The sequence below is a fragment of the Burkholderia sp. BCC0398 genome (assembly GCF_902833245.1).
Taxonomy (GTDB): Bacteria; Pseudomonadota; Gammaproteobacteria; order Burkholderiales; family Burkholderiaceae; genus Burkholderia; species Burkholderia sola.
Map to the genome: position 1 here is coordinate 284,589 of NZ_CADFEM010000004.1, position 25,146 is coordinate 309,734.

The following is a 25,146-nucleotide window of genomic DNA, read 5'->3' on the forward strand; positions in this document are numbered from 1 at the left end:
GGTGCCGTTTTTTACGTCTGCCCGACCGCGCGGAACGCTTCACGGCATGCCGGTTTGATGTCGCCGCGACTGCGCGCCGATGCATGAATTTCTTTTCACGTTGCGTATGCCGATCCGCTAATGTCCGCCGCCTATGCTTGTCCTCAACCCGTGCGCGACACCGACACGCCGCGCCGGTGGATGAACCCGTTCAATCATCATGAGGACTCCCGACATGAAAACCGCCAACATCGTCGCCACTGCCCTGCTCGCCGCAATCGGCACGCTGTCCGTTCCCGCGTTTGCACTGACCGGCAGCCGGCCGGTGCAGATCTCCCCGGCCGCCACCAAGGACGGCGTGCCAGGCACTCAGGCTGCCGGCCAATGGGTGCCGCCTTACGGCCAGCCGATTCATGAAAAGACGCGCGCCGAGGTCCATGCCGAGCTCGTGCACGCCGAACAGGACGGACAACTCAAGTACCTGAACTCCACGCTCTATTCGCATTGATGCGCGCGACCGTGCGGCCGGGCGCGGTGCCCGGCTCACGCCGGCAGCGCCGCCAGCCGTCCACCGAATTGCTCAAACTTCATGAAACTTCGTCCGTTGCTCGCTCGTTGCGCCCGTATCGCACTCGTCGCGATGGCTGTCAGCGTCATGTTGTCCGGGTGCGCCTCCGCGCCGCCCGACGGCCCGGACGATTGTGTCGGCCCGCCCGACTTCTGCGTGCCGTTCTTCGGCTCGTAAACGAACATGACGGGCGCGCTGCCATCGGCAAGGCGCCCGTCATGTTCGTTGCTCGGCCGGAATCGCGCGTTCATGCGTCCGGCGGCGTCACCGGATAGCCGTAGCGGCTTGCGCTATCGATTCGAACGTCGCGCATCTCAGCCCTGGTGCGATTGCGTGCTCGATCTGTCCGCGCGATGCGACGCGAGATTGCGCTCGGCATCGATCGCACGATCTCCATGTTCGGCATTTGCGTGCGCGAGCGTCACATCGGCAATCGCGAGCCCGGTTCCCTGCACCTTCGCGAACGCCGGCAGCGACGAACACGCCAGCGCGATCAGTCCAGCCGTCATGACGGTCGATTTCATTGCATTACCCCCAGTGCGCACCGCGCGGTGCGCGGCATCGAATGATCCATCGCTCGACGATACGCCGCTGTGCCTGACCATCCGGGAACACAGGCATGAAGGATTCTTTAACTTTCAGTGCATGCGGCAGCCAATGCATGACCCGATGCGGATTTTCCTAAAACATGTTTCATCATCGCGCTGCTGTTTGGATAGTCCGCTGTCCCTAATCTTCGTCTTGCGGCCGACGCAGGCATCCTGCCGTGCGGCCTCTATTCAACGCTATCCAGGAGCCGAAGATGAATCATCCCATCCGTTACCTCGTCTGCGCCGCCATGCTCGCATCGAGCGTCTCCGCGCATGCCGAGACGAAGCTCACGTCGGCGCAATGCCACGACTATCCGTTCGTGCACGCGAACGGCCCGATCTCCCACCGACAGCTCGTCAACGAACTGAACGAGTTGGAATCCGTCGGCTACGACCCGTCGTCCGGAGACGAGAGCAGCTATCCCGACGATATCGATTCGGCGCAGGCGCGCCTGATGCAGAAGTACCGGCGCGATTGTGCCGGGGTAGCCAATACCGTCGCGTCGAGCGGTAACTGAATTGTCCGCATGGGAACCATTCTCCGAGTTTGCGCGCGAGCCTTGTGACCGCGCGCGTTTTCTTGTGAAGTTGATAACCGATACGCCCCATCGATGCTTCACGACCGGCTCGCCAGTATCGCCTTTCGTCCGTCGACGGACTCGTACGTCATGGCGTCGTCGATCAGATCGAAGCTGAATTCCTGACCGACGCGCGTCCTGAACACGGGATCGCCGATCACGCTCTCGAGCGCATGCAGCGCAGCCACCAGCCTTTCATGCTCTCGCACCGTGCGGCTCTCGAAATTGCTGAAACGCTGCATCGACAGATCTTTCATCATGAAGAGCGGCGCCGACACGGGAAACGGAACGGGGCCAGCCATCGTGCCGTAGAAATATACGGACGAGCGCATCGGCAGACAGGTTGCCAGCTGGCCGGTCAGCGCACCGCCCACGCCATCGAATACGGCCGTCGTTCCAAGCTCCGATGACAGCTTTCCAAGTGTGTCGGTAAAGTCTTCATCGGCGCGCACGATATGCTCGACACCATCGCGTTGCAGAGCCTCTTGCGCAGCCTGGCTCCTCACCATGGAGATGACCGGCATATTTCTCTGACGAGCGAGGGCCGCGAGCGCCAGCCCGGTTGCCGAGTTCCCCGCCGTGGCAATCACGCCGCGATGCCCGGCCTCGGTAATCGTTTCGAGAAACGCATAGGCTGCGATCACGTTGACCAGCGACCCGCAATAGTCCCGTGCGCTGACGTGTTCGGGCAAGATCAGGCAACTCGTGTAAGGCACCTGCGCTTTTTCGCACCAAAACCCGAGGTTGTACGCGCTACGGTTCAGCGAGCGGTAGACAGCGACACGTCTCCCCATATAACGCTCTGGTACACCGGCACCCGTCGCCACTACCGTCCCGGCACCGGATGCGCCCCACACACCGTGCTGGCTCGCCGGCAGCGCTTTGCCATCGTCAGCACGCGCACGCAAAAATATCTTGTCGCCATGGTTGATTGCAGATGCCTCCATGTCGATCAGCACATGGCCTGCTTCCGGCCGGCTCGGCGGCCGGATATCACGAACTTCCAACGAGCGTTCAGCGGTAACGCAGATAGCTTTCATGACGCGTTTCTCCAGCGATAAACAGCGATGGCGGTAACTGCACAGGCCGTAACTTAAACAAGTAAGCCCGTTGCCGAAACGCAGCCTCCCGGCATACCATCGATTCCAATACAGAATGGATCGATACGAATACCCATGGATCGTCTGGATGCAATTCGCCTGTTTGTCCGACTAGTCGAATGCGGCAGTTTTTCCGCCGTAGGGCGAGAGGAAGGCATTGGACAACCAACCGTAAGCAAGCAGATTGCCGCGCTGGAGCAGTATCTCGGTGCTCAACTGGTGTTGCGAACGTCGCGTCAGGTGGTGATCACCGCGGCGGGCCAGGCGTTCTATGAATCGGCCAAGCCCTTGATGGAGGGCTTCGATTCGCTGGAGTCGTCGGTCGGGACGCGACAGCAATCGCCGCAAGGCTTGGTGAGATTGACGACCGCGCCTGCCTACGGCCGCCTGTGCGTGACGCCGCTCCTTCCCGGGTTCTTTCGGCAATATCCGCACGTTGCGCTCGAATTATCCGTATCCGAACGACAGGTCGACCTGGTCGGGGAAGGCGTGGATCTGGCAATCCGCCACGGGCCGCTGGTGGATTCCTCGCTGACAGCGAGAAAACTATCGGAAACGGAATCGCTGCTCGTGGCCAGTCCGGGCTATATCGCCGCTAAAGGCCGGCCTGCCCGGCTGGCCGATCTGGACGGACATACAGGCGTCGTCTTCGCTCGAAACCATGAGCGCCGCCCTTGGCGCTTCAAGGTCGGGCGGGAAACCGTTCATCGCGTTCCTCAGGGGTCTTTCTTTACGGGTGACGCAGAGCAGGTGCGCGCCGCGGTACTGCACGGGCTCGGCATTGCCCAGGCGCCACGATGGCTCTTCGGAGCGGAAATCGATACCGGGCAAATCGAAGTCCTCCTGCCCGAGTTTCAGCCGGAACGCATGGCGACCCATCTCGTCTATCCCGCCGGTCGACGCGTACCGACGCGAGTCCGGGTAGTGATCGATTACTTGATGTCGGCACTCGGAACCGCTTCTACCTGAACCGGGCTGGCTGATCGCGCGTAGCGGCTTGTCGCCATCCTACCTTTTCAAACTTCGATCCCAAGGCGGCTCGTTGCCGCACGCTGCAGTCAGGTAGTCGACGAACCGTCGAACCTTGAGCGGGATGCGCCGCGCACTCGGGTAGACCGCCTGTATCGTCAACTCGGTTGCTCGGTAGCCTGGCAGTAGCGCGACGAGCTCGCCACGTCGCACATGCTCCCCGAAGACGAAAGTCGGGCCGTACGCGACGCCGGCGCCCGCCAACGCGGCAGACAGCAGCATCTGGGTGTTGTTGGCAGCGATTCGACAGGGCCCTTCGATGACATGCGCGCGGTTTTTCGCATCGAATAATGTCCAATCCCCGGCCGAGACGGCCTCGCTGAAGACGAGCCGCTGTGCATGAACCAGATCACTCGGCTTACGCGGCATTCCATGCCGCTCGATGTACGCTGGCGACGCGCATATGACCATTCGACATGGCGCGATGCGACTTGTAACGAGCGCGCTGTCCTGCAGCTTCCCAATTCGGATGGCGACGTCGATGCCGTCCTCCAGGAGATCGACATAGCGGTCGCCGAGCAGCACTTCCACGTTGACCTGCGGGTGGTCCTTGAGATAGCGGGCCGTGACCTCGCCCAAGTGCATCGCACCGAACGTGACAGGCGCCGCAACGCGTAGAACGCCGCGCGCCGTGCGTTGCGAATCGTGTGCTTCCCGGTTGGCGTCTTCGAACGCTTCCAGGATTTGCTTGCTGCGAGCGTAGTACGTCTGGCCGATATCGGTCAGGCTCAAGCGCCGCGTGGTGCGTTGCAGAAGTCGCGCGTTCAGTTGAGCCTCGATCGCACTCACGTGCTTTCCGGCCATCGCCGGCGACAATCCAAAGCGCCGCGCGGCCGCGGCCAGACTGCCCTCTTCGACAGCAGCGACGAACACGCCAAGGCTGGTCAATCGGTCCATTTTCGCCCCCGCCTGATTCGATAACACCATTATCGACTGCCGCTATCCCGCGTGCAATTATCAAATTGCAGGCGCGACACTACGATTCATCCATCCAACCGAGAAGAGGCAGCGCAAATGGAAATCGAAGCGAATGGCACGCGAATCCACGTGACCCAAGCCGGCCAGGGCGACCCGGCCCTGGTGTTCCTGCATTACTACGGCGGCTCGTCGCGGACATGGCAACGCGTGACAGACCTGTTATCGAGCCGATATCGCACCGTCGCCACTGACCATCGGGGCTGGGGCAAGTCCGATGCGCCGGCGGATGGCTACGGTATCGCCGATCTCGCTGCCGACGCCGAGGGCGTCATCGAGACACTGGGTTTGCAACGCTACGTACTCGTCGGTCATTCGATGGGTGGCAAGGTCGCGCAGTTCATCGCGTCGCGACGGCCGAACGGGCTTCAAGGCCTTGTGCTGGTCGCGCCATCGCCACCATCGCCGATGCTGCTTTCCGCGGAAGAACGTGCGACGCTGACGGGCGCCTATCAATCGCGCGAGTCGGTCGAATTCGTTATCGACCACGTACTTACCGCCAAACCGCTCGACACCGCCTGCCGCGAAATGGTCATCGAGGATAGCCTGAAGGCTGCGCCGCAGGCTAAAGCCGCCTGGCCGGAGGTGGCGATGCGCGAAGATATCAGTGCGGCGGTAACTTCGATCGACGTACCGACGATCGTCCTCTCCGGGGAACTGGACCAGGTGGATCGCGTGGTCACATTGCGAACGGAACTGCTGCCGCGTATTCGGCAAGCGACCATGCATATTCTTCCTGGCGTCGGCCACTTGGCGCCGCTAGAGGCGCCGACCGAAGTTGCGCGACTCATCGAAGACTTCGTTGCTGCGGCAAAACCTGAATGGCGTGCCGCACCCACCGCACAATGAGCACCCGACGCCCACGGCGCGCAGACTCACTCTTCGTGCGGAATTCCGTCGATCGGACATTCCGGCGTGCCGGGTGTTGCGCGCGTGAGCGCTTCGACACGGCGACGCGTGGCGTCGGGATCCGCAATCCAGTCGCGATAGAAGCCGAACGGACATTCGGCGACGCCATTCGCGCCATCGCCGGAATGGATCGTGCCGGTATAACCGCGATGCAGCAGCTTGTACAGATGGTTCTGCGACTGCATGTTGCGCCGCGCGTCGCGAATCATGCCCAGCGACAGCTCCGCATACTGCACGCCCATTTCCTCCTCGCCGCATTCGCCGAGCGTGCGCCCGTCAAACCCGACGATCGCCGAATGGCCGAAGTACGAATACACGCCGTCCCACCCCGTGGCGTTGGCCACGGCCACGTAGGTGTTGTTCATCCACGCCATCGCCTTCGCGACCATCACCTGCTGCTCTTTCGCCGGATACATATAGCCCTGGCAGCGCACGATCAGCTCCGCGCCATTCATCGCGCAGTCGCGCCAGATCTCCGGATAATTGCCGTCATCGCAGATGATCAGGCTGATCTTGAGGCCCTTCGGCCCATCCGTCACATAGGTGCGGTCGCCCGGATACCAGCCTTCGATCGGCGTCCACGGCATGATCTTCCGATACTTCTGCACGATCTCGCCGCGATTGTCGATCAGCACGAGCGTGTTGTACGGCACCTTGCGCGGATGTTCCTCGTGGCGCTCGCCCGTGATCGAGAACACGCCCCACACGTTGGCCTTGCGGCACGCCGCCGCGAAAATATCCGTCTCTTCGCCGGGAATCGCGGACGCCGTATCGAACATCTCCTGGCGGTCGTACATGATGCCGTGCGTGGAATACTCGGGAAACACCACGAGATCCATGCCCGGCAAACCCTGCTTCATGCCGACCACCATGTCGGCGATACGCCGCGCGTTGTCGAGCACCTCCGCCTTCGTGTGCAGACGCGGCATCTTGTAGTTGACCACTGCGACGCCCACACAGTCGCGGCTACTCGAAATATCACCCTGTCGCATGACGCTTCCTCCTCTAACACGTACACGTTGACGCCGCGCGCGATGGCCGCTGCTTCCGCGCATCGGCTCGCGCGCGGCACACCTTAGTGGCTGATCATCCACGGCCGTCCCGCCGGCCGCTTGAGGCCGTCCGACGCCGTGCCTGCGAGTTTCGACGCGCCGCCCGAGCAGCAACTGCAACCGGCGCGATGGCGTAGTGGCGGCCCGTCGCCGGACTGACGCGGCGCGTGCGCGGCACGTTCGTTGGTCGTGTGTGCGGCGCGGCGCGTACCTCCCATCAACGCCAGTGATGGCGCGCTGATGACGCGCCCGCCTTCGGCGCCGCAATCGGGACAGCGGCACGGTTTCTCGCGATCCGCGATGCGACGCATGACGGAGAACGGCCCGCAGCTCGCGCATTCGAAGTCGTAGATTGGCATGACGGCCTCCTATTCCTGCGTCATTTCAGTGTGTCGGTCACGCGTTCGCGAGATCCGGCGAACACGGCAGATCGACGCCGCCCTGGATGTGCCGGATCGGGCCGTCGGCATTCGGGCGAATGTCGAAGTCGAAGATCTGCGTGGGCAGCCACAAGGTCGCACACGCGTTCGGAATATCCACCACGCCGCTGATGTGCCCCTGCACCGGCGCACAGCCGAGCAACGAATAGGCTTGCGCGCCCGAATAGCCGAATTTCTTCAGGTACTCGATCGCGTTCAGGCACGCCTGGCGATACGCGGTGGTGACATCGAGATAATGCTGGCCACCCTGTTCGTCGACCGAAATGCCCTCGAAAATGAGGTAATCGTTATAGGTCGGCGTGATCGGGCTGGGCTGAAAGACGGGGTTGCGAATCCCGTATTTCGCCATGCCGCCCTTGATGAGATTCACGCGCATATGCACCCAGCCGGCCATTTCGATCGCGCCGCAGAACGTGATCTCGCCGTCGCCCTGGCTGAAGTGCAGGTCGCCGACCGACAGGCCCGCGCCATCCACGTACACGGGGAAAAACACCTTCGAGCCGCGCGACAGATCCTTGATGTCGCAATTGCCGCCGTGCTCGCGCGGCGGCACCGTGCGCGCGCCCTGCGCGGCGGCCCGGTCGCGCGCGTCGCCCGCGAGCTTGCCCATGTGCGCGGTGGCCGCGAATGGCGGATTCGCGAGCGGCGGCACACGATCGGGCGCGGTGGCGATCAGGCCGGTTTCGCGCGCGTTCCAGGTCTCGAGCAGCGCCGGGTCGGGCAGGCAGCCGATCAGGCCCGGGTGAATCAGGCCCGCGAAATTCACGCCCGGAATATGGCGCGAACTCGTGTACACCCCGTGAAAATCCCAGATCGATTTCTGCGCGCTGGGGAAATGATCGGTGAGAAAGCCGCCGCCGTTGGTCTTCGAAAAGAAGCCATTGAAGCCCCACTGACTATCGGCCTTCGCGCCGATGTCGAGCAGGTCGACCACCAGCAGGTCGCCGGGCTCCGCGCCATGCACGCCGACCGGGCCGGACAGAAAGTGCACGATCGACAGGTCGATGTCGCGCACGTCGTCGGCGCTGTCGTCGTTCTTGATGAAGCCGCCGGTCCAGTCGTAGGTTTCGAGGATGAAATCGTCGCCGGGCTTGACCCAGCAGGCCATCGGAATATCGGGGTGCCAGCGGTTGTGCACCTGTTCGTTTTCGTAAGCCGACTGGTTCAGATCGACCTTGATGAGAGTCTCGGGCATGGCGTTCGCTCCTGGGTTCGCGGATTGACATACGGCGCGGCGCGCGAACGCCGCGCCGCGCTCAGACGGACAGATATTCGCGGATGCGGTCGGTGTCGCCCGCATCGCGCGTGCTTTGGTGCACGAAGCGCCCGCCCTCGATGACGAACAGGCGGTCGGCCACGTCGAGCGCGAAGCTCAACACCTGCTCCGACACGACGATGGCGATATGGCGGCTCGTGCGAATCTGGTTGAGCGCCTTGGCGATGTCCTTGATGACGGACGGCTGGATGCCTTCGGTCGGCTCGTCCAGCAACAGCACTTTCGGGTCGGTCGCGAGCGCGCGCGCAATCGCGAGTTGCTGTTGCTGGCCGCCCGACAGATTGCCGCCCTTGCGCTTTCTCATGTCGAACAGCACGGGAAACAACGCGTAAAGTTCGTCGGGCACGCGCTGGCTCTGCGCGTTTTCGAGGCCCGTCTGGATGTTTTCCTCGACGGTCAGCGACGCGAAGATCTGCCGCCCTTGCGGCACGTAGCCGATGCCTTTCGACACGCGGCGGTAGCTCTCGTCCTTCGAGACGTCGGCGCCGGCCACGCGCACGGTGCCGCGATTGGCGGGCAGCATGCCGATCAGCGCCTTGAACAGCGTCGTCTTGCCCATGCCGTTGCGGCCCATCACGGCCACGCTTTCGCCTTGCGCAACGGCAAAGCCGACGCCGTGCAGCACCTCGCTCTGACCGTAGCTGACGACGAGATCGTCGACTTCCAGCATGATGTGTTCTCCGTGTTGTCGTTCGGTTGCCGGCTCAGTGGCCCAGGTACACGTCGATCACGCGCGGATCGGCCTGCACCTGCGCCATTGGTCCTTCCGCGAGAATCTTCCCCTGATGCATGACCGTGACCTTGTGCGCGATGCGCTCCACGAAGGCCATGTCGTGCTCGATCACGATCATCGAGCGGTTGCGGCAGATGCGGTCGAGCAGATCGGCGGTCAGTTCGCGCTCGCGCACGCTCATGCCCGCAATCGGCTCGTCGAGCATCAGCAGTTCGGGGTCCTGCATCAGCAGCATGCCGATTTCGAGCCACTGTTTCTGGCCGTGCGACAGCAGCCCCGCTTCCAGATCGAGCGTGCCGGCGAGGCCGATTTCATCGGCCACGTCGCGCACGCGATCGGCCACGTCGGCGTCCTCGCGATACGCGAGCGCGCCGAACACGCTGCGTCCGCGCGGAAACGACACTTCGAGGTTCTGCGCCACGCTCAGGTTTTCGTAAATCGACGGCGTCTGGAACTTGCGGCCGATCCCTTTACGCACGCGGCGGAATTCCGCGAGATGCGTGATTTCCTCGTTGCGGAACTTGATGCTGCCCGCCGTTTCCTTCGTCTTGCCGCAGATGAGATCGAGCAGCGTGGTCTTGCCTGCGCCGTTCGGGCCGATCACGACGCGCAGCTCGCCGCGTTCGAGATAGAGATTGAGCGAATCGATCGCCTTGAAGCCGTCGAACGACACGGTCAGGTCTTCGATCGCGAGCAGAAAGTCGGTATTGCTCATGCTTCATGCCTCCTCGTTCGCCGCGCCGAGCAGCCGCCGCACGCGCGGGCGCACATGCTCGTCGTACAGACCCGCCAGCCCGTTCGGAAACACCATCACCACGCCGATGAACATCGCCGCCATCAGATAGAGCCAGAGGTTCGGAAAACTCTCCGAAAACCAGCTCTTGCCGAGATTGACGAGAATCGCGCCGTATACCGCGCCGACCAGCGACATGCGCCCGCCGACGGCCGCATAGATCACCATTTCGATCGACGGCACGATGCCGACGAACGACGGCGACATGAAGCCCACCTGCAGCGTGAACATCGCACCGCCGATGGCCGCGAGCATCGCCGCGAAACAGAACGCGAACACCTTGAACATGGCGACGTCGTAGCCCGAGAAGCGCACGCGGTCTTCCTTGTCGCGCATCGCGAGCAGCAACGTGCCGAGCTTGCTGCGCTGAACCCAGCGGCACGCGAGCAGCGCGCCGATCAGCAACGCGGCGTTCACGAAATACAGCACAAGCTTCGCGTGATCCGTGCGGATGTCCCAGCCGAGCAGCGTGCGCAGGTCGGTGATGCCGTTCACGCCGCCCGTATAGCCCTGCTGGCCGATGATCAGCACCGACAGAATCAGCGCGACCGCCTGCGTGATGATCGCGAAGTACACGCCGCCCACGCGCCGCTTGAACATCGCATAGCCGATCACGAACGCGAGCGCCGTCGGCACGACGAGCACCGCGAGGATCGAGAACGGCAACGAGTGAAACGGCTTCCACCACGTGGGCAGTGCGGTGAGCTGGTTCCAGTCCATGAAGTCGGGAATGCCGGGCGTCGTCTGCGTGTGCGTGGCGGCCGGATCGGATGCCTCGAGCTTGAGAAACATCGCCATCGCGTAGCCGCCGAGGCCGAAGAACACGCCCTGGCCGAGACTGAGCACGCCGCCGTAGCCCCACGCGATCACGAGGCCGATCGCCACGAACGCGTAGGTCAGGTACTTGCCCATCAGGTTCAGGCGGAACGTGTCGAGCGCGAGCGGAAACACGACCACGATCAGCAGCGCGAGCAGCACGATGCCCGCGTAGCCCGACGCATCGAGTCGCGCCACGCGCACGCGCCAGCCGGCCGGCGGCGCGCCCGGGCCGGATCGCGGGGATACGCCGCTCGCCGCGGATTGGATGGGTTCCATGTCCCTCTCTCCAGTCGAATGAAGCTGTCAATGACGCTTGTGCATGAACGCACGCTCAAACTCGCCGCACCTTCGACGCAAACAGGCCTTGCGGACGCAGCATCAGAATCACGACGACGGTCAGCAGCGTGAGCACGCGCGCAATCGAGCCCGACAGAAAGAACTCGCTGATCGACTGCATCTGCGCGATGCCGAACGCCGACGCCACGGTACCGAGCAGGCTCGCCGCGCCGCCGAACGTCACGACGAGAAACGAATCGACGATATACAGCGAGCCGCTCGTCGGTCCCGTCGAGCCGATCGCCGTGAAGGCCGCGCCGGCCACGCCCGCGATCCCGCAGCCGATCGCGAACGTCATGCGGTCGGTGCGCCGCGTGTTGATGCCCGCCGCGTTCGCCATCGGCCGGTTCGCGACCGTGGCGCGCACGCGCAAGCCCCAGCGCGACCGATAGAGCGCGAGCAGCAGGCCGCCCGTCATCAGCAGCGCGAGGCCCATCACGAACATGCCGCTCACCGGAATGTCGAGGCCGGGCGTGGGCTCCCACGAACCCATCAGCCAGTCGGGCAGCGCCGGACTCACCTCCTTCGGCCCGAAGGTCGAGCGGAACACCTGCTGCATGCCGAGGCTCAGGCCCCAGGTGGCGAGCAGCGTGTCGAGCGGCCGCTTGTACAGATGGCGGATCAGCGCCCATTCGGCGAGCCAGCCGGCCGCGAAGGCCAGCGCGAACGCCGCGAGAATCGCGAAGAAGAAATACACGGGCGTGAGCGCGTGCCAGACGTTCTGCGAAAACCACGAAAACAGGTAGACCGTATACGCGCCGATCGTCATGAATTCGCCGTGCGCCATGTTGATCACGCCCATCTGGCCGAAGATCACGGCGAGCCCGAGCCCCATCAGGAGCAGGACGCTGAAGAGGCTCAGACCGGCGAAGCCCTGCATCAGCGTGATGTTGAAAATATCGGTAGCGGACATCGAACGCTCCTCGCGCGGCGGCGTCATCGGCCGCCGCGCCGCTGCGGTTGACGGATTACATGTAGCCCTTCGGGAACGGATTCGGCTGGATCGGCTGCTCCGACTGCGCGACGACCTTGAACTGGCCGTCCGCCTGGCCCTGCCCGATCAGCGAGCGGCTCCACAGGTGATGGTTCGCATCGACCTTCGCATAGCCTTGCGGCGCGTTCGCCACTTCGATGCCGGCCGAATGCGCGACCACCTTGTCCACGTCGAAACTGCCCGCGCGCTCGCACGCGGCCTTCCAGATCCACGGGCCGAGATAGGCGGCCTGCGTCACGTCGCCGATCACCGACTTCTGGCCGTAGCGCGCCTTGAATGCCGCGACGAACTTCTTGTTGTTGTCGGTATCGAGCGACTGGAAGTACTTCATCGACGAATAGAAGCCCGCGAAGTTGTCGCCGCCGATGCCGAGCACTTCGTCCTCGGTCACCGACAGCGTCAGCAGAAACTGCTTCTGCGGCGTGATGCCCGCGGCCTTGAGCTGCTTGTAGAACGCCACGTTCGAGCCGCCCACCACGGTCGCGAAGATGCAGTCCGGGCGCGCGAGCTTGATCTTGTTCATCAGCGACGCGAACTCGGTCGTGCCGAGCGGGTAGTACTCCTCCCCCACCACCTTCGCATGCAGATGCTGTTCGATATGGCGCCGCGCGATCTTGTTCGACGTGCGCGGCCAGATGTAGTCGGAACCGATCAGGAAGAAGGTCTTGGCCTTCTTCGTGTTCGACGCCCAGTCGAGCGCCCAGACAATCTGCTGGGTCGCTTCCTGGCCCGTGTAGAACACGTTCTTCGACTGTTCGAGGCCTTCGTAGAAGGTCGGGTAATACAGCAGGCCGTTGTCCTTCTCGAACACCGGCAGCACAGCCTTGCGCGAGGCCGAAGTCCAGCAGCCGAACACGGCCGCGACGTGGTCGTTCTCCAGCAGCTTCTTCGACTTTTCGGCGAAGGTCGGCCAGTCGGACGCGCCGTCTTCCTGAATGATCCGCACCTTGCGGCCAAGCACGCCGCCCATCGCGTTGATCTGCTCGATCGCGAGGCGCTCGGCCTGGATCGAGCCGGTTTCGGAAATCGCCATCGTGCCCGTGGCCGAGTGGAGCTGGCCGACCGTCACGGTCGTATCCGTGACCGCGAGGCCCGTGGTGTTGACCTTCGCCGTGGGCGGCGTTTGCGCCAACGCGCCGCGCGGCAGGCCCAACGCCATCAGCGGCGCGGCGGCGAGACCGCCGAGCATTTTCCGGCGCAGCGGCGAAGGCTTCCGGGCTTCGTCATCGAGTCGATCGTCTGCGGACATCACGTTCTCCTTATCGGGCGCCCGGCGCGGATCGCTGCGGGCTGGGTCGAGGTTGGACGCAATGTAGAAAGCCAATTTGACGATCGAAATACGTCAATCGACGTATTTCCGGCGCACGTACTGGAATGTAATTTGCATTGCAGGGCGATCCTGGGCGCCGTGGTCCGCCGTTGTGCCGTTCACGCCCCGCTCGTGCCGCTTTCGCACCAATTCGGATCATCGTCATGTCCCAGAGTCACCCGTCAATGGGCGCGCCCGGTACCCAACGCATCGTCAAGGTGCGCCGCGACTACAACGCGTGGGTCGGCGACGAAACCCTCGAGGACTACGCGCTGCGCTTCACGCCGCGCTCATTCCGGCGCTGGTCGGAGCTGCGCGTGGCCAATACGGCGATCGGCGCGGTGTCGTTTCTGGTGCTGGAGGCGATCGGCGGCAGTCTCGTCGTGAACTACGGCTTCACGAACGCGTTCTGGGCCATCGCGGCCGTCTCCGTGCTGATCTGGCTGACCAGTTTGCCCATCAGCTATTACGCGGCGCGCTACGGCGTCGACATGGACCTGCTCACGCGCGGCGCGGGCTTCGGCTATATCGGCTCGACGGTCACGTCGCTGCTGTACGCGGTGTTCACGTTCATTTTTTTCGCGCTCGAAGCGGCCATCATGTCGCTGGCGCTCCAGCTGTATTTCCATATTTCGCTGGCGATCGCCTACGTCGTGAGTTCGCTCGTGGTGATTCCGATCGTCATGTTCGGCATCACGCTGATCAACCGCCTGCAAAGCTGGACGCAGCCGCTGTGGCTCGTGTTGTTCGTACTGCCCTACGCCGCCGTGCTGTGGCGCCATCCCGACCTGATCGCGCAATGGACCACCTTCGCGGGCTTCGCGCCGCAAGGCCGCGCGTTCAGCCTGATCGCCTTCGGTCAGGCGTCGACGGTCGTGTTCGCGCTGATCGTGCAAGTGGGTGAACAGGTCGACTATCTGCGGTTCCTGCCGCCGCTCACCGCGAAGAACCGCACGCGCTGGTGGTTCGCGCTGCTCTCGACGGGGCCTGGCTGGATCGTGCCCGGCGCGCTCAAGATGCTGGGCGGTGCCCTGCTCGCCTTCATCGCGCTCCAGTATGAAGTCGATGCCAGCCACGCCACCGAGCCGACGCAGATGTACCTCGTCGCCTATCATCTGCTGCTCGATCCGCTGGGGCTCGCGAGCTGGGCGCTGCCCGCGATGACGCTGTTCGTGATCGTCTCGCAGTTGAAGATCAACGTGACCAACGCCTATGCGGGCTCGCTCGCGTGGTCCAATTTTTTCGCGCGGCTCACGCACAGCCATCCGGGCCGCGTGGTGTGGCTCGTGTTCAACGTCATGATCGCGTTGCTGCTCGTGGAAATGGGCGTGTTCGATGCGATCGCCAAGGTGCTGTCGCTCTACGCGAACATCGCGATCGCGTGGATCGGCGCGTTGTTCGCCGATCTCGTCATCAACAAGCCGCTCGGCTACAGCCCGCGACATATCGAGTTCAAGCGCGCGCACCTCTACGATGTGAACCCCGTGGGCGTCGGCGCGATGCTGATCGCGGCCGCCGTCGCGATGCTGGCGCATAGCGGCCTGTTCGGCGCGCTCGCCCAGGCGATGTCGTCGTTCATCGCGTTCGGCGCGGCGTTCGCGTGCGCGCCCGTGCTCGCGGTACTGACACGCGGTCGCTATTACATTGCCCGCGCCGCGCAACCGACCGGCGACGCCACCTCGCTGCGCTGCGCGATCTGCGAAAACACCTTCGAACCCGACGATACGGCGTACTGCCCGGCCTATGGCGGCACGATTTGCTCGCTGTGCTGCTCGCTCGACTCGCGCTGCCACGACCGCTGCAAGCCGCACGCGCGCTTCTCGTCGCAGGCCGGCCGCGCGCTGCATCGCGTGCTGCCCGGTGCGCGACTCGGCCCCGCCGCGCTACGCCTGATCCACTATGCGAGCCTCGTGTTCGCGATGCTCGCGGTGCTGGGGAGCGTGCTCTATCTGATCTGGTCGCAGAGCGCGACGTCGATGAGCGCCGCCGGACCGTCGATCGGCCATGCGCTCTCGGGCAGTTTTCTGAATATCTTTCTCGCGCTCTCGCTGGTGGGCTGCATCGCGGCCTGGTGGTTCGTGCTAGAGCGCGAAAACCGTCGTGTCACGCAGGAAGAATCGCAGCGGCAAAACGAATTGCTGATGCTGGAAATCGACGCGCATCAGAAAACCGACGCGGCGCTCAAGCGCGCGACCGCCGCCGCGGAATCGGCCAATCAGGCCAAGAGCCGTTACGTGTCCGGCTTGAGCCACGAGTTGCGCACGCCGCTGAACAGCATTCTCGGCTACACGCAGTTGCTGCTGCAGGCGAAGGAAGAACTCACGCCCACGCGCTACAACGCCGTGCGCACGATCCATCGCAGCGGCGAGCATTTGCTCGCGCTCGTCGACGGTCTGCTCGACATCGCGCGCATCGAGGCGGGCAAGCTTCAGTTGAACATCGCCAAGGTATCGCTTGCCGATTTCGTCGCGCATCTGACGTCGATGCTCCGTCCGCAGGCGCTCGAAAAGGCGCTCGCCTTCGATGTGCAGACGGCCGGCCGGCTGCCCGCCACCGTGCGCACCGACCAGAAGTGCATGAGCCAGATCCTCACGAACCTGATCGGCAATGCGATCCGCTTCACGTCGAGCGGCACGATCACGCTGCGCGTGAGTCACGGGCTCGATACGCTCAAGTTCGAGGTGATCGATACCGGCCCCGGCATCCCGCCCGCCGAAATGGAGCGCCTGTTCCTGCCGTTCGAACGCGGCGAAGCGGCCCATGCGTACGATCACGGCGCCGGCCTCGGACTCACGATCTGCCGCCTGCTCACGCACGCGCTCGGCGGCAGCCTCGAAGTGGACAGCGAAGTCGGCCACGGCACGCGCTTCGTGGTACGCCTGTTCGCCCCGGCCGTCGACGCGGCGGCCGAAACCCCGACCGAACTCGCGTCGATTCGCGGCTATACGGGTGCGCGCCGCACCATTCTCGTGGTCGACGACCTCGACGACCAGCGCGATATCGTCGTGCAATTGCTGACGCCGCTCGGCTTCGACGTCGCCGAAGCGGCCAGCGGCACCGATGCGCTGCGCTGGCTGGCGATGCACACGGCGGACGCGATCGTCATGGACATTTCGATGCCGTTGATGGACGGCTACGAAACCAGCCGCCTGATCTCCGAGAATCAGTTGTCGAGCGCACCCATCGTGCTGCTCTCCGCCAACGCGTTCGCCGACGACCGCGATCGCGCGAGCGCGACCGGATGCAAGGGTTATCTGGTGAAACCGCTGCAGGTGAATCTGCTGCTCGACAAGCTTGCGCAACTGCTTGCACTCGACTGGATCGCGTCCGATATCGGCGCGAGCGCGCCGGTCGCGACAGCGCCGCTCACGGCCGCCGTGTGGCCGCGGGGGCTCGTCGAGCATCTGCATGCGCATCTCGAAGTCGGCTACGTACAGGGCGTGATCGAACAGCTCGACGCCGCCCGTGAGGCCTGGCCCGCGTTGCGGGATCAAATCGACGCGTTGCGCTCGTTGGCGGAACGTTTTCAGCTAAGGGAACTCGAGCATGAACTTGACCGACTCGCGCGCGGCGCGGACGCATGACGCACACACCCCGATCGCGGCCTCCCCGATCGTCGAGGCTCCGGCCGTGTGGCTGCGCGAACGGCCCATGATATTGATCGTCGACGATACGCCGGAGAACCTCGCCTTTCTCTCCGATACGCTGCAGGCGCACGGCTACGCGGTGATCGTCGCGCTGTCCGGCGACGACGCGCTCAAGCGCCTCGCGCGCGTGACGCCCGACGTGGTGTTGCTCGACGCAATGATGCCCGGCATGGACGGCTTCGAAACCTGTGTGCGCATCAAGCAGGACGGACGGCACGAGCATCTGCCCGTCATCTTCATGACTGCATTGACGGAAAGCGAGCACGTCGTACGCGGCTTTCGCGTGGGCGGCATCGATTACGTGACCAAGCCGGTGCAGCCCGAGGAGTTGTGCGCACGCATCGGCGCCCACGTGCGGCGTTCACGCGCACAGTTGTATGCGGAGGCCGCACTGTCGCTCGACACGCGCGCGGCGCTGATCGTCGGCGCGGACGGCACGATTCGGTGGCAGAGCCCTCAGGCTGCGCATCATATCGCTGCATACACGGCCGCGCATGACGACCGCTTCGATGCCGCGCAAACCACGAACGCGCGCGATACCGAGGCGCCGCCGAAACTGCCTGCGCCGCTGCGCGCCTGGTTCATCGACTGGCTCGCGCGCGGCGCCCAGGACGACGCCGTGCATGAATTCGGCTCGGGCCAGATACGCCGCTCGGCCAGTGCGACGCTCGGTCCGGAGCCGGGTGAATGGATCGTTATCCTCAAGGAAAGGGACGACACGGTGCATTGCAATGCGCTCGCCGAACGCTTCGGCCTGACCATGCGGGAGGCCGAAGTGTTGCTGTGGGTGTCGCACGGCAAGACGAACCGCGATATCGGCGACATTCTGGGCATCGCCCCGCGCACGGTCAACAAGCATCTCGAACACCTGTTCCGGAAGTTGCATGTCGAGACCCGTGCGGGAGCCGCCGCAGCAGCGATCAAGATGCTCGAGCGCACGTGAAAAGCTACCGCTTTCCCGCATATCGGTGGCGCGAACGTTGCTGGCGGGGCGATGCGTTGAACGACCGTCCGAACGATCGGCGGATAGCGGGTGCCGCCAACGATAGCCAGTCGGCAGCCCGATGCGCGAGATCCGTCGATTCCTAGGGTCTGTTTACATATGGAACGCGCATGCGAATGCCCGAAATCGCTCGTCCCCCAAGGGGACTTCCTCCGGGGCGTATGGCAAGGAGTGAGGAGCGCCGTTTGGCCGAGCCAAACAAGCGACGAGCGACGCCGCCATACGGGCGATTTCGGGCATTCCCGTGGAATGATTTTTTAATTTGGGGTTGCCACGAGAACGGCCGTTCGCCACGTTGCGCTCCTTGCGAATACGTCAGTATTCGCGGCGTCGCGCGCCTCGCGAGCGGCCGTTCTCGTGGCAACGCATGCGCGTTCCATATGTAAACAGACCCTAGCGCACCAGAATGCGTGTCAGCGCTCAACGCGCGAGCGATGCGAGCGCCGCCGTTATCTCCGCCACCGTTCCTCGCCCGTCACTTTTCCGAACAGCGCGTGCTCGAATGCCCGGTTGAGTTCGGTCAGCTTCGCGTCGAGCCGAGCCAGTTCCGGATGGGCCGGTAACGGACGATCACCGGATATCGCGAGCGTTCCGTGCCCCACGTTCGCGGCCGCGTCGAGTCGCATCGAGCGACTGTGATCCAGATCGTCCATCAACGCATCGATTCGCGTGACGATGGCTGCGCGTGAATGCCGTTCGAATCCGACAACCGAGCCGTCGGCTTCAGCAGGCAGGAGCGTCGCGACGATCCGGCCATGCAGCCAGCAAGACAGCAGCGTGTCCGACAACCGTCGCGCATCGCCGGATACGCGGAACATGCTCCACGCAGCCAGCGGCCTGATCGCCATACGCACGTCGTGAAAACGGCGATCGGCCGCGCGCATCTGCGCCGCCTCCGGCCGCGTGCCATCGTCGCGCTCGTGCATGAGTTCGCGCAGCGCCGCCAACAGGTTGTGCGAACGCATCGCGATGTGGCGCGACGCCGCCAGTGGCATCACCAGCATCGCCGCCGCGAGCGAAACCGCGCAGCCGATCAACACCTCGCCGATACGCAGTTCCGCAAGCGTTCCGATCTCGAAGCCCAGTTGCGCATAGACGACGCCGATCAGCACCGTCAAAAAGAATACGCCGCGCCCGTAGGCATGCAGGATGTGGTACGCCCAGGCAAACACGCACACGCCCATGACGATGACCACGACTGCATTCGCATGATGAACGGCACTGACGACGAGTACGCTCGCAAGCGCGCCGGCGAGCGTGCCGACGACACGTTGCGTGCCGCGATAGATCGTGTCCGCACACGAATACGTGCCGAAGAACACGACGAACGTGCTAAGCACCGCCCACATCCATCGCTCCGACGACAGCGTCTCGCCGATCAACATCGCGGCGCACGCAGCCGCCACGGCGCGGATCGCCGGCAACCATGCAAGCGTGCGCCAGCCGGCGCCCCACCGAACCGCACGCGCATGCGGCGGGGACGCGGGCGGACGTGTGGCGGTCCTGCGCGCCGCCACGTCGCCGGCGACGGCATCGAAGCGCGCAATCGCCGCGCGTAGCGCCGCGGCGGCGGCATCCGTCCGGTCGTGGTTCAGCACGCGCCGGGCGGCTGCGAGCTCCAATGCGACGAGCGCGGCGTGCAATGCACGCGCGTCGCGTTCACCGAATGTCGACGCATGATTCTCGAGTGCGATGGCGGCTTCGTTCAACGCGAGCAAATGCGCCATCGCATCGAACTCGCCCGCGTCCGACACGGCGCTTCGCGCAATGCATGCCGCGTGCAGCGATACCGAGCGCGCGATGAGCCGGGGCGTGTGCGCCGCATGCGTCGGCAACAGCATCCGGCAGACGAGCACGACGCCCGCCGGGCCCGCGATCGACATCGCCAGCATGTGGCCGACCTGTAGCGCGGCCGGATGCAGATAGAGGCCAAGGTAGTACATCGCGATCGCCAGGAACGCACATCCGATCGTGCGCGGCCCTTGAGTCTGGCACAGCATCGAACAGAACAGGACGATCACGAAACCCGCCTTGCCGACCGCTGGCCACGCACTCGCGACGGCGGCCGCGGCGAAACTCGCGCATGCGACGCCGTATTGCCACGCCAGCGATTCATACCAGTCCAGCCGGCGAGCATCGCGCAGGAAGAGCGGCGCGATCATCGCGAACAGTATGCCCACGGCGCCGGTGGTGATCGCGAGACCGAGATGCAGCGCCGATGCAATGCCGAGCGCGCCGACGAGCACGCTCGCGAGTGCGGCGCGCACACCGCCCAGCAGCCGGTGAAGACCGGGGTCGACAATGAACAAGCGGTCCATGGCGCGTGACAACGAAACAGCTGACATGATCAAAGCATTCCAGGAGGCGGCACGGCTGCTTCCGGCCGGCATGCCGGCCGCGGCTTTCAGGACGGCCGCCACGACACGCGATGGCCGCCGTGCCGAACTCAAAACACGCGGTCCACCCAGCCGTGGCGATCGGCTTCGCGCCCGTTCTGGATATCGAGCAGCGCCCCCTTCAGCCGCGACGTGACCGGCCCCGCGCCGCCTTCGCCGATCGTGAAGTCGTACGCGCGACCCTTCACCCGGCCGATCGCCGTCACGACCGCCGCCGTGCCGCAGGCGAACGCCTCGACCAGCCGACCGCTGCGCGCGTCCGCCTGCCACTGCTCGATCGTGTAGCCCTCCTCCCGCACCGTGTAATTCAGTTCCCGAGCCAGCGTGATCAACGACGCGCGCGTGATGCCAGGCAGAATCGTCCCGTTCAGCGGCGGCGTCTGGATCGATCCGTCGTCGAACACGAAGAACACGTTCATCCCGCCCAGTTCCTCGATCCAGCGGCGTTCGACCGCATCGAGAAACACCACCTGCTCGCAGCCTTCGCGAGTCGCCTCCGCCTGTGCGGCCAGGCTCGCCGCGTAGTTGCCGCCGCATTTCGCGTCGCCCGTGCCGCCCGGCGCCGCCCGCGTGTACTGCTCCGACACCCACAGCGTCACGCCCGACGCGCCGCTCTTGAAGTACGCGCCGACCGGCGTCGCGATCACGCAATACAGATACTCCGGCGACGGCTTTACGCCGAGCACCGCCTCCGTCGCGATCATGAACGGCCGCAAATACAGCGCCGCGCCGTCGAACGCCGGAATCCAGTCGCGATCGGTGCGGACGAGCGCACGTACCGATTCGACGAACATCGCCTCCGGCAACGGCGCCATCGAGAGCCGCTCGGCCGAATGACGAAAGCGCCGCGCATTCGCATCGGGACGGAACAACGCCGCGCCGCCGTCCGGCAGCCGGAAGGCTTTCAAGCCCTCGAAGATTTCCTGCGCGTAGTGCAGCACGAGCGTCGCCGGATCGAACCGGAACGGCTCGCGCGGCCCGATTTTCGCGTGATGCCACCCTTCGTCCGCCGAGTACCGGATCGTCACCATGTGATCCGTGAAGACCCGGCCGAAACCGGGATTGGCGAGCAGCGCGGCGCGCTCGGCCGCCGCGACGGGGTGAGGATTTTGTTCGAATTCGAAGTGCTGGACGGAATCGGTGCTCATCGTTTGCCCCTTGATCGGCAGCGGGACCGTCCCGGCTGCTACGGGCAAAAATTTATCGTAGAAAAAATAATTTCAGGTTGCGTGTTCGCCTTAAGATGGGCGCGATTTAGCAATTCCATGCTTCAAAACCCGAAAACCCGGGCACCGCGTGCCTCAACCGAATAGGTCCGATCAATGGCCGTCATCGAACTGGACGAAATGGACCGTCGCATTCTGAACGTGCTTCAGGAAGACGGACGAATCCAGAACGTGGAACTCGCGCAGAAGGTGGGACTGTCGCCGTCACCGTGCCTGCGTCGGGTCAAGCAGCTGGAACAGGCTGGCGTCATCGAGCGCTACGCGGCGCTGCTCGACGCATCGAAGATCGGCGCGGGGTTGACCGTCTTCGTCCGCATCTGGCTGACGAGCCAGGACGCGAAAACCGTCGACCGTTTCACCGAAGCGGTTCAGCGTCTTCCACAGGTGCTCGAGTGCCACTTGATGGCGGGCGATTGCGATTGCCTGCTGCGTGTCGTGACCGCCGATATCGACGCCTATCGGCAACTCCAGATCGACCACCTGACCCGGATCGAAGGCGTGCAGAGCGTGAAGACCGAGATTCCGATGCAGAAGATCAAGCAGACTTCCGTGCTTCCGCTGTGATCGCGCACGGCGCCAGGAAACGCCGGCGCGTCGTGTCGAACGGGGCATGGGCATCAGAAGTGATGCAGCAGCGCGATACGTGCGACATATTGATTCGGGCCTGACGAGATATCGGCGGCGCCCGGAATGTACGCGTAATCGAAGTCGGTTCCCGTGTGCGCGTTCATCGCATGCTGATAGACGCCCTCTACGAATACCGACGTGCGTTTCGACAAGTCGTAATTCACCTTCGTGCTCAGCTGATGCCACTTCGGATTGAACGCGCCGACCGTCGACGCGACGCGGGCCTGCGTGTACGTGTATGCCGCGCCGACGTAAAACGCAGTCGTGAAGTGATAGAGGCCGTTCACCTCGAAGTTGTCGAATTTCCACGATTTCCATGCACCGCCCGCCGGCTGCGTCGTGCCGGTGAAATACGCGTTCGAAGTCGGGTCGTAGACGTCGACGTGCGAATACGTGAATCCCACGAGCGCATTCGAGAACGCATAATTCACGCCGATACCGATGTTCTGCTGCGACGACGCATCGAACGTGTTGTCGCCGGTGATCGCCCCGGTCGAATCGGCATTGCGTGCGTTGTTGATCTTCAAATACGACGCGCCGACCGTCAGCCCGCCCTGCTGGTATTGCAGCGCGGCGCCATACAGGCGGTTGTTCGCGAAACCGCCCGCCTGATTGCTGAACCCGTACATCGCCTCCGCGGTCACGCCGTGCCACACCGGCGACACGTACTTGACCGCGTTATTCACGCGGAACGAGTAGTCGGTGTTGTCGTTGTCGTACGGATGCGAGAACAGGTAGCCCGTCCAGTTGCCGTTCGCGGTGAGCGGCGAGAAGAGATCGACGCTCGGGTCGTACTGGCGACCGAACGTCAGCGTGCCGTATCGATCCGACGCGATGCCGACGAAGGCCTGGCGGCCGAACTCCCGACCACCCTGGTTCATCTTGCCGGTGTTGACGTCGAAACCGCTCTCGAGCGTGAAAATCGCCTGGTAGCCCGCGCCAAGGTCTTCCGTGCCCTTGATGCCCCAGCGGCTCCCGTAGTCATAGCCGCTTTGCAGTTGCACGGTTCCGTGGCCGCGTGCGTTGCTCGTGTAGTTGATACCGTCCTCGATCTTGCCGTACAGGGTCACGCTGCTCTGCGCATGAGCGGCTGCAGCAAGCAACGCGGCGGGTGCGACGATCCCCCAACGCTTGTTCATGACGATTTACCCCCAAATCTTTCGTTTGCCGGTCGTAACGCTTGCGCGCTGCGTCTGTGCCGCGTCGAGACTGCTCGGCGATGCGACGGGCGCAGTGTAATGAGCCGATTTTTTACTGTTAGCCCCTCGCGGCAGGAAGGTGCTCTTCAAAATGGGGGATGTTTGTCAGCGAGGAAAGCGGCTAGCGGGCGGTTGAACGGTGGACCGGCCGGCGCTCCATGGACAGTCGCGCGCCGTTTGGCGCGTAGCCCGGAGCCGGGATCCGGACGTGTCGATCGAAGGCTATTACAGGGTGCGAGGGGAATCGTCCATTCGCGCTAACGGCGATGTCGACCAGCCGTCAGCGTGATCGAGCCCGCCTGCCTCTTCCGCGGCCTTACCCGTGTCACGGCGCGGCGATCAACGCCTGGACCAGATTGGCGGCCATCGGGCGCCCGAGACCGGTTACGTAGTCGTATCCGGTTGCCGCCGTGCAAAGCGTGCCGCATGCGCCGTTCGAGCCGCTGACGATGTCGCGGAAGTTCGTCGCGTAGGCGCTCGACGCGAGCCCGTACAGCACACTCTGGATCGCGCTCACCGCGTTCAGCGTCGTCTTGCCGCGCGCGATGCGCACGCTGTTCGCGATCGCGATCAACGCGGACCATTGTGGTGCGCCGGCGCTCGTGCCGCCGACGACGAACCACCCGCCCTGCCCCGCATAGCCGTACGAATCGTAGACCGCGAAGCCGGACGCCGGGTCGGCGTCATAGGCGACGTCGGGCAGGCCGCGCAGCCCGAGGCTATTCGACGGCAGTCCGAAGTTCGACTGATACGTCGGCGCCGTCTCGACGGCGCTCTGCCCGCCGCCGCTGCCGACCCACGCCGTTTCGTCGACATAGGCGCCGCTCGCATCGGTTGCGATCGACGTGCCGCCGACGCTCAGCACATACGGCGACGCGGCCGGGTAGTCGACCCCGTTGCCGCCGTCGCCGGATGCCGCGACGAACGACACGCCGTTCGCGCTGGCGAGCTGCCCGTCGAATTGCGTTTCGGCCAGGAACTCGCCGCTCCCCCAACTGATCGACACGACCTTCGCGCCGACCCCGCCCGGTGCCGGACGCGTCGCGAGTGCGACCGCGCTCATCAGGTCATCGAGCGAACTCGATGCGGCTTCGACCAGCACGATCCGCGCATTCGGTGCGATCGCGTGCGCCCACTGCACGTCCAGCGAACTCTCGAGTGCCCACAGTGCGTCCGGCGGCGGCGGACGCTTGTCCGCCGTCGCGTACACCTTCGTGAAGCAGCGCGGCGACGCGCACGGCGGCAGGCCGAACGTGCGGCTGAACAAGCGCAGATCCGCCTCGACGTTCGGATTGTCGTACGCATCGACGATGGCGATGATCTGATCGTCGCCACCGTAGCCGCGCGCCGGCAACGCGTCGAACCCGTAGAAACGGCGAATCTGCTGCGGCGACAGGCCCACAGGATTCCGTTTCGCGGCGCCATGCAGATGGAGCGGCGGCCGTGCAAACCCGCGCGGCGCTCGATGCGCGGACTGTGCGAACGACACGCCGAACATCAGCGCGATGCTCGCCGATACGGCCAGCATGCGCAGCGCACGCGCAAACGAAGCTCGCTTCATGGTGTTC

Annotated in this window: 23 protein-coding genes; 7 read left to right on the forward strand and 16 right to left on the reverse strand. The window is 64.3% G+C overall.

Annotated elements, in window-relative coordinates:
- Window positions 1-214: 214 nt before the first annotated feature.
- A complete protein-coding gene (locus tag HWX76_RS10520; protein WP_050012851.1) occupies window positions 215-487 on the forward strand; it encodes a DUF4148 domain-containing protein in 273 nt (90 codons plus the stop codon).
- A 35-nt stretch (window positions 488-522) separates the two neighbouring features.
- Here the strand turns inward: HWX76_RS10520 and HWX76_RS10525 are convergent, their stop codons facing one another.
- Together HWX76_RS10525 and HWX76_RS10530 are read right to left on the reverse strand one after the other, a co-directional pair.
- Entirely contained in the window at window positions 523-798 is a 276-nt protein-coding gene (locus tag HWX76_RS10525; RefSeq protein ID WP_176015783.1) for a hypothetical protein, read from the reverse strand.
- A gap of 63 nt (window positions 799-861) precedes the next feature.
- Window positions 862-1,071, reverse strand: coding sequence for a hypothetical protein (locus HWX76_RS10530; RefSeq protein ID WP_089489464.1), 210 nt, complete (start codon window positions 1,069-1,071; stop codon window positions 862-864).
- A 278-nt stretch (window positions 1,072-1,349) separates the two neighbouring features.
- Between HWX76_RS10530 and HWX76_RS10535 the strand changes: the two genes are divergently transcribed.
- A complete protein-coding gene (locus HWX76_RS10535; protein WP_089489465.1) occupies window positions 1,350-1,655 on the forward strand; it encodes a DUF4148 domain-containing protein in 306 nt (101 codons plus the stop codon).
- 98 nt (window positions 1,656-1,753) lie between these two features.
- Here the strand turns inward: HWX76_RS10535 and HWX76_RS10540 are convergent, their stop codons facing one another.
- Complete coding sequence (locus HWX76_RS10540; protein WP_124554989.1) at window positions 1,754-2,755, reverse strand: zinc-binding dehydrogenase; 1,002 nt, start codon at window positions 2,753-2,755, stop codon at window positions 1,754-1,756.
- 135 nt (window positions 2,756-2,890) lie between these two features.
- On the opposite strand from HWX76_RS10540, the gene HWX76_RS10545 reads away from it, so the two are divergent.
- Window positions 2,891-3,784: a LysR family transcriptional regulator gene (locus tag HWX76_RS10545; RefSeq protein ID WP_124554990.1), complete on the forward strand. Its 894-nt coding sequence runs from the start codon at window positions 2,891-2,893 to the stop codon at window positions 3,782-3,784.
- 39 nt (window positions 3,785-3,823) lie between these two features.
- On the opposite strand, the gene HWX76_RS10550 is transcribed toward HWX76_RS10545, so the two are convergent.
- Complete coding sequence (locus tag HWX76_RS10550) at window positions 3,824-4,741, reverse strand: LysR family transcriptional regulator (RefSeq protein WP_176015784.1); 918 nt, start codon at window positions 4,739-4,741, stop codon at window positions 3,824-3,826.
- A 117-nt stretch (window positions 4,742-4,858) separates the two neighbouring features.
- Here HWX76_RS10550 and HWX76_RS10555 point away from each other — a divergent pair, with 117 nt between their 5' ends.
- Window positions 4,859-5,668 (forward strand): alpha/beta hydrolase, encoded by an 810-nt coding sequence (locus tag HWX76_RS10555; protein ID WP_089489468.1) that lies wholly within the window; start codon window positions 4,859-4,861, stop codon window positions 5,666-5,668.
- Between the two features lie 26 nt (window positions 5,669-5,694).
- Here HWX76_RS10555 and HWX76_RS10560 read toward each other — a convergent pair whose 3' ends face one another.
- From HWX76_RS10560 to urtA, 8 genes are all read right to left on the reverse strand, one after another.
- Window positions 5,695-6,720 (reverse strand): aliphatic amidase, encoded by a 1,026-nt coding sequence (locus HWX76_RS10560; protein ID WP_050012858.1) that lies wholly within the window; start codon window positions 6,718-6,720, stop codon window positions 5,695-5,697.
- 83 nt (window positions 6,721-6,803) lie between these two features.
- Entirely contained in the window at window positions 6,804-7,139 is a 336-nt protein-coding gene (locus HWX76_RS10565; RefSeq protein ID WP_050012859.1) for a zinc ribbon domain-containing protein, read from the reverse strand.
- A 37-nt stretch (window positions 7,140-7,176) separates the two neighbouring features.
- Entirely contained in the window at window positions 7,177-8,415 is a 1,239-nt protein-coding gene (fmdA, locus tag HWX76_RS10570; RefSeq protein WP_050012860.1) for a formamidase, read from the reverse strand.
- A gap of 61 nt (window positions 8,416-8,476) precedes the next feature.
- Window positions 8,477-9,166, reverse strand: a complete 690-nt coding sequence (gene urtE / locus HWX76_RS10575; protein WP_089489469.1) for an urea ABC transporter ATP-binding subunit UrtE — start codon at window positions 9,164-9,166, stop codon at window positions 8,477-8,479.
- A 34-nt stretch (window positions 9,167-9,200) separates the two neighbouring features.
- Window positions 9,201-9,944 carry an urea ABC transporter ATP-binding protein UrtD gene (gene urtD, locus HWX76_RS10580; protein WP_050012862.1) on the reverse strand — a complete coding sequence of 248 codons (744 nt, stop codon included), beginning with the start codon at window positions 9,942-9,944 and terminating at the stop codon, window positions 9,201-9,203.
- A 3-nt stretch (window positions 9,945-9,947) separates the two neighbouring features.
- Window positions 9,948-11,117, reverse strand: a complete 1,170-nt coding sequence (urtC, locus tag HWX76_RS10585; RefSeq protein ID WP_050012863.1) for an urea ABC transporter permease subunit UrtC — start codon at window positions 11,115-11,117, stop codon at window positions 9,948-9,950.
- 55 nt (window positions 11,118-11,172) lie between these two features.
- A complete protein-coding gene (gene urtB / locus HWX76_RS10590) occupies window positions 11,173-12,090 on the reverse strand; it encodes an urea ABC transporter permease subunit UrtB (RefSeq protein WP_011875582.1) in 918 nt (305 codons plus the stop codon).
- Window positions 12,091-12,145: 55 nt separating this feature from the next.
- A complete protein-coding gene (gene urtA, locus HWX76_RS10595; RefSeq protein ID WP_176015785.1) occupies window positions 12,146-13,420 on the reverse strand; it encodes an urea ABC transporter substrate-binding protein in 1,275 nt (424 codons plus the stop codon).
- 224 nt (window positions 13,421-13,644) lie between these two features.
- Between urtA and HWX76_RS10600 the strand changes: the two genes are divergently transcribed.
- Both HWX76_RS10600 and HWX76_RS10605 read left to right on the forward strand, forming a co-directional pair.
- Window positions 13,645-17,064 carry an ATP-binding protein gene (locus tag HWX76_RS10600; protein ID WP_176015786.1) on the forward strand — a complete coding sequence of 1,140 codons (3,420 nt, stop codon included), beginning with the start codon at window positions 13,645-13,647 and terminating at the stop codon, window positions 17,062-17,064.
- 67 nt (window positions 17,065-17,131) lie between these two features.
- Complete coding sequence (locus tag HWX76_RS10605) at window positions 17,132-18,070, forward strand: response regulator (RefSeq protein ID WP_050012877.1); 939 nt, start codon at window positions 17,132-17,134, stop codon at window positions 18,068-18,070.
- A 509-nt stretch (window positions 18,071-18,579) separates the two neighbouring features.
- On the opposite strand, the gene HWX76_RS10610 is transcribed toward HWX76_RS10605, so the two are convergent.
- Together HWX76_RS10610 and HWX76_RS10615 are read right to left on the reverse strand one after the other, a co-directional pair.
- On the reverse strand, window positions 18,580-20,448 hold the full coding sequence (locus tag HWX76_RS10610; protein ID WP_239468977.1) for an FUSC family protein: 1,869 nt from the start codon (window positions 20,446-20,448) through the stop codon (window positions 18,580-18,582).
- 128 nt (window positions 20,449-20,576) lie between these two features.
- Entirely contained in the window at window positions 20,577-21,674 is a 1,098-nt protein-coding gene (locus HWX76_RS10615; RefSeq protein WP_124640423.1) for a branched-chain amino acid aminotransferase, read from the reverse strand.
- A gap of 183 nt (window positions 21,675-21,857) precedes the next feature.
- Between HWX76_RS10615 and HWX76_RS10620 the strand changes: the two genes are divergently transcribed.
- Complete coding sequence (locus HWX76_RS10620) at window positions 21,858-22,316, forward strand: Lrp/AsnC family transcriptional regulator (RefSeq protein ID WP_050012095.1); 459 nt, start codon at window positions 21,858-21,860, stop codon at window positions 22,314-22,316.
- A 53-nt stretch (window positions 22,317-22,369) separates the two neighbouring features.
- Here HWX76_RS10620 and HWX76_RS10625 read toward each other — a convergent pair whose 3' ends face one another.
- Both HWX76_RS10625 and HWX76_RS10630 read right to left on the reverse strand, forming a co-directional pair.
- On the reverse strand, window positions 22,370-23,518 hold the full coding sequence (locus tag HWX76_RS10625) for a porin (RefSeq protein WP_050011869.1): 1,149 nt from the start codon (window positions 23,516-23,518) through the stop codon (window positions 22,370-22,372).
- Between the two features lie 385 nt (window positions 23,519-23,903).
- Window positions 23,904-25,139, reverse strand: coding sequence for a S53 family peptidase (locus HWX76_RS10630; RefSeq protein ID WP_050011870.1), 1,236 nt, complete (start codon window positions 25,137-25,139; stop codon window positions 23,904-23,906).
- Between the last annotated feature and the right edge of the window lie 7 nt (window positions 25,140-25,146).